Source organism: Nitrincola nitratireducens, assembly GCF_000585235.1.
GTDB classification, from domain to species: Bacteria; Pseudomonadota; Gammaproteobacteria; order Pseudomonadales; family Balneatricaceae; genus Nitrincola; species Nitrincola alkalisediminis.
Genome location: NZ_AONB01000016.1, coordinates 89,867 through 97,670, shown reverse-complemented (window position 1 = coordinate 97,670; position 7,804 = coordinate 89,867). Strand labels below are relative to the sequence as shown.

8 protein-coding genes are annotated in these 7,804 nt (G+C 48.4%); 1 reads left to right on the top strand and 7 read right to left on the bottom strand.

The window, feature by feature from the left end; translation table 11 throughout:
* On the bottom strand, positions 1 to 861 hold an 861-nt coding region (locus tag D791_RS13535; RefSeq protein ID WP_036512636.1), incomplete at its 3' end, for a hypothetical protein.
* Complete coding sequence (locus D791_RS19120) at positions 854 to 2,158, bottom strand: DUF4123 domain-containing protein (RefSeq protein ID WP_051514531.1); 1,305 nt, start codon at positions 2,156 to 2,158, stop codon at positions 854 to 856. The genes D791_RS19120 and D791_RS13535, both read right to left, overlap by 8 nt.
* A gap of 728 nt (positions 2,159 to 2,886) precedes the next feature.
* Here D791_RS19120 and D791_RS13520 point away from each other — a divergent pair.
* Positions 2,887 to 3,753, top strand: coding sequence for an AEC family transporter (locus D791_RS13520; protein WP_237748647.1), 867 nt, complete (start codon positions 2,887 to 2,889; stop codon positions 3,751 to 3,753).
* A gap of 1 nt (position 3,754) precedes the next feature.
* On the opposite strand, the gene D791_RS13515 is transcribed toward D791_RS13520, so the two are convergent.
* From D791_RS13515 to hemA, 5 genes are read right to left on the bottom strand one after another with little or no spacing between them, the layout of a single operon-like run.
* On the bottom strand, positions 3,755 to 4,540 hold the full coding sequence (locus D791_RS13515; RefSeq protein WP_036512628.1) for a HesA/MoeB/ThiF family protein: 786 nt from the start codon (positions 4,538 to 4,540) through the stop codon (positions 3,755 to 3,757).
* A gap of 17 nt (positions 4,541 to 4,557) precedes the next feature.
* The gene (locus tag D791_RS21830) at positions 4,558 to 4,857 is read right to left on the bottom strand and encodes a hypothetical protein (protein ID WP_337588654.1); all 300 of its coding nucleotides are present in this window, start codon (positions 4,855 to 4,857) and stop codon (positions 4,558 to 4,560) included.
* Complete coding sequence (locus D791_RS21825; RefSeq protein WP_337588653.1) at positions 4,854 to 5,384, bottom strand: N5-glutamine methyltransferase family protein; 531 nt, start codon at positions 5,382 to 5,384, stop codon at positions 4,854 to 4,856. The genes D791_RS21830 and D791_RS21825 overlap by 4 nt, the downstream gene beginning before the upstream one ends.
* Positions 5,374 to 6,462, bottom strand: coding sequence for a peptide chain release factor 1 (prfA, locus tag D791_RS13505; RefSeq protein WP_036512625.1), 1,089 nt, complete (start codon positions 6,460 to 6,462; stop codon positions 5,374 to 5,376). The genes D791_RS21825 and prfA overlap by 11 nt, the downstream gene beginning before the upstream one ends.
* A gap of 16 nt (positions 6,463 to 6,478) precedes the next feature.
* Complete coding sequence (gene hemA, locus D791_RS13500) at positions 6,479 to 7,753, bottom strand: glutamyl-tRNA reductase (protein WP_036512622.1); 1,275 nt, start codon at positions 7,751 to 7,753, stop codon at positions 6,479 to 6,481.
* Positions 7,754 to 7,804: the final 51 nt, after the last annotated feature.

Genomic DNA, 7,804 nt, shown 5'->3' with positions numbered 1-7,804 from the left:
AACTGTCATAGAGGTCACCTGCAACCGACTCATGCCCGCGGCTCCATATTGTAGATGAGGTCTGTGCCATAACATCGCTTTATGCCAGTTGCCTTCAAAGGCAAGTACGCGCGTTCCATTTTTTAAGCGTTTTATCGTCAATTTACTACCCGCCATTTCCTGCAAAAAACGACGATTGTTGCCTTCGCGCAGCATCTGTTGATAGCCGATGGCCGCGGCGCCTGTTTCACGTGTCACCACCCCGATGGCTTCATCGCTGAGGGTTTGATAAATAGCGTGGCGTAGCCAAGCGGCGGCTTCCTCTGTTAGCTCAGAGACGTCATGTTCACCATCCCCCAAACCACCCGCGGGTATTTCAAGTGTAATGATATATGGATCACCCCCTGCTATTGGCATGCCATTTTCGTCATAGCGACCATCTGCACGACACGATATCTCCTGCTCATATGTGTTCAAAATTTGATCCGTCTGTCGGGTACGGTTTGTCTGATTAGAAAAACGGTCTTCTAGCGCCTGTACCTCTGGACGAATGATCGCCGGAGCGGCGGGCGCTGGCTCAAGTATCATATGAAAGCGGAGATCTTCCGGTGCTTTTAGACGACCAAAAGCTCCAACATCTTCAAATATTCGATGTGTTTTACCATCAACCGTTACAACTAAAGGACCGCTCGTTTCAGCAAGGCTATTAGGAAAGCGCAAAGTGTAGTTCTCTGGCAAACTGGGTGTGATTTTACCCCCAACACTACAGGAGATCACACTGTCACAATCAATACCGTCGGCAATAGAGAAGCGAAACAAGTTGAATTGTTGGCACGGCGTACACACCTGACCTGGAATACGGTCGCGGGAAAATTCAGTCATCAGCATCACCTTTTGCATAGACAATTGATTTGAGCATTAACTCGGCTTTGGTATCCGGATGTTTAGCTGATTCAAGGAGTTTTCGGTAACATTCGTTTTCTGCAGGGAATTGCGACAACTCTAGAGCAACGCTTACATAGGTGCTAAGGGCATACTCACTTTCAAACCCATAACCTTGTGCTTGCTCAAGTAAGATTTTTACAATCTCTTGAGCTTTCTCATGCTCAATATGACCATACTTTGAATTAGAAAAAATGAATTTATCGATCAACTTATTTTGAAAAGCCCTATTGCTTTCCTCTTCAGCTAATCCGGCCACCCACTCCTCGGTCGGTTTTGATGCGATGATATTCGTGTGTTCTACAGATCTATGCGCGTGAGCAATTATAATTGATGAGCCTTTAGGGCAGATGACCGCGAGGCTGTGTTCCTGAGTGACCATCATCATCCAGTGTGTTTCAGCACAAGCGGTACTGAAAAAACAATGCGCATAGCGCTGTTCCCAAAACCTGAAGTAAAACCAACGCCCATCTGCATCTTGCAAACGAATGAATTTGCGCAGGTGCTTGCGTAACGCGTCAAACCCAGCCCTACAACGCAAAAAAATCCCCAACTCTTTTTCCCACAGTCCGCCAATTCCGTCAGGACCCGTGAACAAACGGCAGGTAAAGTGATTGTCTTCCGTGAGTTCCACCAAATAAGGCGCATGCTCGGCAAGCTCTTCTTGCGCTTTGCCCTGAAAAAGCGACTGATACCGAAGACCTGAATCCTCCAGAAAACTAGTCAGCAAATAGGGCATTTTGGCCGCATCTAAAACTGCATAGGTGGCCAACGGTGGAGTATGGTCTCCGAATTCATCGCGCTCGGCTTTGGTCGGGTCAGGCTGACCGAACAGAGTTTCACGTAGCATATTGGGGACTGTTTTCTTCGGATAGACAGAAAACTGCGCGTCAAGAGGTGTAAAAGGACCAAGCGTTTCTATCTGAAGCCATTTATCGTCTTCCGCCACATCTCTTGAACCAGGCTGACGCGTCATCGCTCCAAGCGCAACTCGCTGCCGCCCCTCATTCACCGAGCGCGCCAAAGCCACAGCATAGGCAGCCTCTGCTGGGTATTGCTTCACCCAAGAGGTTGCAGGCAAAACAGTGCCTGACCAATAAAACTGATACCCCTTATCACTCAGCGCCTCTATCACCAGCAGTTCATAATCCTGCCGATCTGCGCAAAGCGCAGCCGCAATCAGCTCTACATGCTCAGCCCCGCGGGAGGCGTAGCAACGGCTAAGAAAGGGAGTCATGACTTGACCTCGCTGATATAGAATCTCTTTTTTTTAAAGCACTTTTTAAGCAGGAGGAGGTTTCTACTTTTAAGCAAGACAAACAAGCACTGAGCAAACAAAAACGGAATTGGCAGAGCTTCTTGGCCTTCATCTTCGACGCGGAGCCATAGAAAAACATTTTCACCTGAGGGTGCGTCGATTGCATGCAAGCGGGATTTTTGTGAATACATCAATGTAACCTACTGTTTAGCAGGACTGATGCTTATGGAAAAACAGGACGCAAAGCGATTAGGCTCAGCACAGAGGGTGTTCATCCATGAAGCAGCGACTACTTCCTTGTTGTAAAGTGAGCATTTAAACAATTAATACGTTGAAAGGTCAACCTTGATTTGGCTTTTCACTTTTCCATCCATACTATTCGGCTGTCGAACATAGAAGGGATCGGCTGCGAAGAGGCTGATTTTGGCAAAGTCCAGCAACCTCTTCGTATACGCCATTTCTGAAAAACGGAAAAAACACAAGATGCTTTTCCCTTATTGCTCATAGGTTCATAAAATCGAGATAAAGAATATGTCATAATAGCTCAGAATAAACAGCGGGCGCTCTACTTCTAACCACACGCCTTCCATATAGGTCTGAATCACAGGAATCTAGACATTGGATCTTTATCTATCAACCCTTGGCTTTACAGCAACATTGTCGCCCCCATTTTTTTCATTGTGTTCTTAGGCTATCTGTTAAGACGCATGGGGTTAATCAATGTTGAATTCATCAACATCAGTTCAAAGCTGGTCTTCACGATCACCCTGCCCGCTCTCGTCTTCATGTCAGTGGCGCAGACGGATTTTCATGCTGTCTTCAACCCAGGTCAGCTCGGATATGTGCTGATCGGCACGTTAGTGACCTATGTACTCATTTGGCTTGCGGCATATCATTGGATAAAAAAACCAACCGATATCGGTGCATTTATTCAAGGTGCCTTCCGCAGTAACTTTGGCATTATTGGCTTGGCTGTTAGTTTCAACCTATTCGGAAACAATGGCTTGGCGCAAGCCTCCTTACTGCTAGCCTTGGTGATTCCCTTATACAATATCTTGGCGATTATCTGCCTAACGGTTCCGCTGCGCAGCAACCAATCCGTTAAACTGAGTTCAATGCTCACTGAGATTTTGAAAAACCCCTTAATTCTAGCTGTGATATTTTCTCTACCCTTGTCCTACTTTTCGGTGCCCTTACCCGAGGTTGTTTCGACAACGGGTCGTTACTTTGCAAACCTGACCTTACCCTTAGCCTTGCTGGCAATCGGTGGCACTTTGAACCTGAAAAGTTTAAAAGATACCTCCTATCAAGCCTTTTGGGCCACCAGCATTAAACTCATTTTGTTGCCCTTAGTATTGACAAGCGGTGCATGGATAATGGGCTTTAGAGGCCAAGACTTGACGATAATGATGGTGCTGTTTGCCTGCCCAACGGCTGCAGCAAGCTTTGTGATGGCTAAAACGATGGGATCAAACGCCGAGCTGTCTGCCAATATTATTTTAACCACAACACTAGGATCAGTCCTTACCCTTAGCGTCGCCATTTATTTGGTTAGACTGCTAGGCGTGGTGTGACTTAAGCAGTGTGAGTAGTTTGAGGTGAGCTGCACACAGGACAGGCGGGATCTTTCGACAGTTTCATTTCTCGCCACTCCATGCGACGACCATCGAGCAACAACAAGCGTCCTTGGAGTGAACGCCCTACACCTGTGAGAAGCTTAACGGCCTCAAGTGCCTGTACCGACCCAATAATACCCACAAGAGGCGAGATGACTCCCGACTCTGAGCAGGTCAAACGCTCATCGTCTGTTTCATCATACAGGCACTGATAACAGGGCGAAGCCGCATCACGAGGGTCATAAACACTGACTTGTCCATCAAAACGGATTGCTGCACCGGATACCAAGGGTGTTTTTGTGGCTACGGACATGCGATTCAAACTAAAACGTGTTTTGAAGTTATCCGTGCAATCAACAACAAGGTCTACCTGACTCACACAATCATGCAACGCCGCCCCTTCGAGCCGCTGTTCAATGGCTTTGAAAACTGTCTGGCTATTCAAGTCTTTTAATGTCTTGATGGCGGACGCAACCTTTGAAAGGCCCACACTGTGCTCAGCATGCACAACCTGGCGCTGCAAATTTGAGACATCGACCTCATCATCATCCGCCAACCACAACTCACCGACACCCGCTGCAGCCAAATACAGTGCAACCGGGCTCCCTAGACCACCTAAGCCCAGAACAAGTACACGGCTATTGAGAAGCATCTCTTGCCCCGCAACATCAATCTCAGGCAGCATGATTTGACGGCTGTAACGCAACAATCCCGCATCATCTAATTCAACCCTTGATTTGGCCATATACTGTTCACCTTTGCTTAATGAGGAGTGCGAGCACCGGTAATACGATCGTGCCCACTTATATCTTGCCGCGTAAACACATCTTGATATCCTTGTGCTTCAAAAAGGGCCCGTACCTCTGCCGCTTGATCAAAGCCATGCTCAAACACCAACCAGCCGCCAGACACTAGATATGAAGGTGCCTGAGCAATGATCCACCGAATATCGGCCAATCCCTTCTCGTCAGCAACCAACGCTGACCTCGGTTCAAACCGCACATCCCCTTTATCTAAATGCGGGTCCTGCGGATCGATATAAGGAGGATTACTTAAAATCAAATGAAACGTTTCTTGCAGAGGCTCCAGCCAACTCCCCAATCGAAAATCCACCTGTGGCAAGTTAAGCGCCAAGCATTGCTGCGCGCCAGCTCAATCGCTTCAGGTATTCGATCGGTTGCAATTAGCTGCCAACTAGGCCGTTCACTGGCCAACGCAAGCGCAATAGCCCCCGTTCCCGTCCCAAGATCGGCCACTCGTTGAGCGCTGGATGGCAAATGCTCCAACGCCCACTCAACCAACATCTCTGTCTCTGGGCGAGGGATCAAGGTTGCATTCGACACGGCCAGTCGAAGTGTCCAAAAGTCACGATAGCCAATCAAGTGTGCCACGGGCTCACCTTGGCGACGTTTTTCAATCAGCTCAGTAAACTGTGCAGCTTGCGCTGGGCTCAGATCTGCATCGGGCCATGTGTACACATAACTTCGCGGCTTATCCAGCACCCAGAGCAAAAGGGTCTCGGTATCCACTCGCGGCGAGTCGGAATCAGTTAATATCCGCGCACACGCCAAGGCATCCTTAACCTTCATCGCTGAGATTACCCAACTGCTCCGTTTGATACTCTTGCCTCAAGGGAGCAATCACGGCCTCTAGCTCGCCCGCAACAATCTCATTAAGCTTATACAACGTCAGGTTAATCCGATGATCCGTCACGCGCCCCTGCGGAAAATTATACGTCCGTATACGCTCTGAACGGTCGCCACTGCCCACTAGGCTTTTTCGGGTGCTGGCTTGCTCGGCGTGCTGACGATCCAATTCCGCTTGTTGCAGTCTGGAGGCCAGCCAACCAAGTGCTTTGGCTCTATTTTTATGCTGTGACCGCTCTTCTTGACACTCAACCACCAACCCCGTGGGAAGATGGGTAATACGAATTGCGGAATCCGTTTTGTTGATATGCTGCCCGCCCGCTCCAGACGCACGGTAGGTATCGATACGTAAATCGGCTTTGTTAATTTCGATGGCGGCGGCCTCATCCATCTCCGGCATCACTGCCACGGTACAGGCTGAGGTATGAATGCGCCCTTGAGATTCAGTTTCGGGTACACGCTGCACACGGTGTGCGCCCGATTCAAATTTCAAATGCGCATATACATCCTGTCCAACAATACGGCTAATAATTTCTTTGAAACCACCGTGCTCACCTTCGCTTGCACTGATCACTTCGACACGCCAGCCCTTGACCTCAGCATAGCGTGAATACATGCGGAACAAATCCCCGGCAAAAATGGCCGCTTCATCGCCTCCGGTGCCCGCACGCACCTCTAAGAAGACATTGCGGTTATCATTAGGATCTTTCGGCAAAAGTAAGAGCTGCAACTCACTTTCATACTGCTGAATACGTTCTTGCGCTGTCTCAATCTCTTCTTGCGCCATTTCTCTAAGATCAGGATCGGCATCGCTGGCCATTACCTTAGCTTCTTCAAGATCGCTCTGTGCACCCTGCCACTGTTTAAACTTAACGACCACAGGTTCAAGTTCTGAATACTCTACCGAATAACTGCGAAACTTATTTTGGTCAGTAATGACGCTTGCTTCACTTAGCAATGCAGAAAGCTCTTCAAAACGATCGGCGAGATTGTCTAGCCGATTTTGTATCGAAATTTTCATGTTAATCTAGGTCCTGTTATCGATCGTCGACTGTCGAACGCTCGGAGAGCTGAAAAAGATCGGTCACCAATCTCTGTAAATCATCCCGCCCTTCAGCTGAGGCGTGACGTAATCGAACGGTTGGCTGATGCAATAACTTGTTGGTTAGTCCCCGTGCCATCACCTGTAGAACTTCCTCTGCAGGTTTTCCGGCATGAAGTTGCTTTAATGCTTTTTGCAACGCGTCTTCACAAATGGCATGTCCATGCTCTCGTAAAGCCGTGAGTGTATCCACCGCATCCAATTCACGAAGCTGTCGCATAAACTCGTCAGTGCCTTGATCAATCAGAGTTTGCGCCTCACGCGCGGCAGACTCTCGCCCACGCTGATTTTCTTCTATGACTTCTTTAAGATCATCTACCGTATACAAATAGACATCCTCAAGGTCACCCACTTGGGCTTCTATATCCCTTGGCACCGCTATATCCACCATAAAAATGGGGCGGTGTTTGCGTTTTTTCAATGCGGTTTCTACGGCTCCCTTACCCAAAATGGGCAACTGACTCGCCGTTGACGAAATAACGATATCGGCATGGGGTAAAGCATCGGGAATATCACCCAATGCGATGGCCTTTCCGTCAAAAATACTGGCCAAATCCAAAGCACGTGGCAGCGTACGATTGGCAACCGTTAGGCTGCGCACACCTGCACGATGCAAATGACGTGCAACCAGTTCAATCGTTTCACCAGCTCCAATCAGCAAGGCTTTGCTTTCACTTAAATCAGCAAAAATATGCTGGGCCATACTGACAGCTGCATAGGCCACGGATACTGGATTTTGTCCAATGGCGGTTTGTGTTCTTACTTTTTTTGCAATCGTGAACGTATGCCGGAATAAACGCCCCAATTCAGCTCCGACCAAACCTTCTTCTTGCGCAATACTGTATGCCGATTTGAGCTGCCCTAGGATCTGAGGTTCACCCAGTACCAAGGAGTCCAAACCACTGGCAACTCTCATCATATGTCGCGCGGCTGCATCATTTTGATGCAGATACAGGCACTGGCGTAATGCATCTGGATTGAGCGCATGATAGTACGCCAACCAATCGATCAACGCTTCATGAGACGTTTGATGTGCGCAACAATACAACTCAGTTCGATTGCAGGTTGATAAGATTGCAATCTCCTGTAAGCCTGCTTTAAGCTGCGCATCATGCAGCGCTTGCGCCAGCTTTTCTGGAGCAAAAGCAACACGCTCACGCACCTCCACAGGTGCTGTTTTATGATTAATACCTAACGCCAGCAATGCCATAAGGACAGATACACTACCTAACAACCTAAAATTAAGTCGCCAATCATACAC

Coding starts and splice junctions, on each gene's coding strand:
- D791_RS13520 (WP_237748647.1), top strand. CDS start 2,887: ATGGGGTTAATCAATGTTGAATTCATCAACATCAGTTCAAAGCTGGTC.
- D791_RS19120 (WP_051514531.1), bottom strand. CDS start 2,158: ATGACTCCCTTTCTTAGCCGTTGCTACGCCTCCCGCGGGGCTGAGCAT.
- hemA (WP_036512622.1), bottom strand. CDS start 7,753: ATGGCATTGCTGGCGTTAGGTATTAATCATAAAACAGCACCTGTGGAG.
- D791_RS13515 (WP_036512628.1), bottom strand. CDS start 4,540: ATGGCCAAATCAAGGGTTGAATTAGATGATGCGGGATTGTTGCGTTAC.
- prfA (WP_036512625.1), bottom strand. CDS start 6,462: ATGAAAATTTCGATACAAAATCGGCTAGACAATCTCGCCGATCGTTTT.
- D791_RS21825 (WP_337588653.1), bottom strand. CDS start 5,384: ATGAAGGTTAAGGATGCCTTGGCGTGTGCGCGGATATTAACTGATTCC.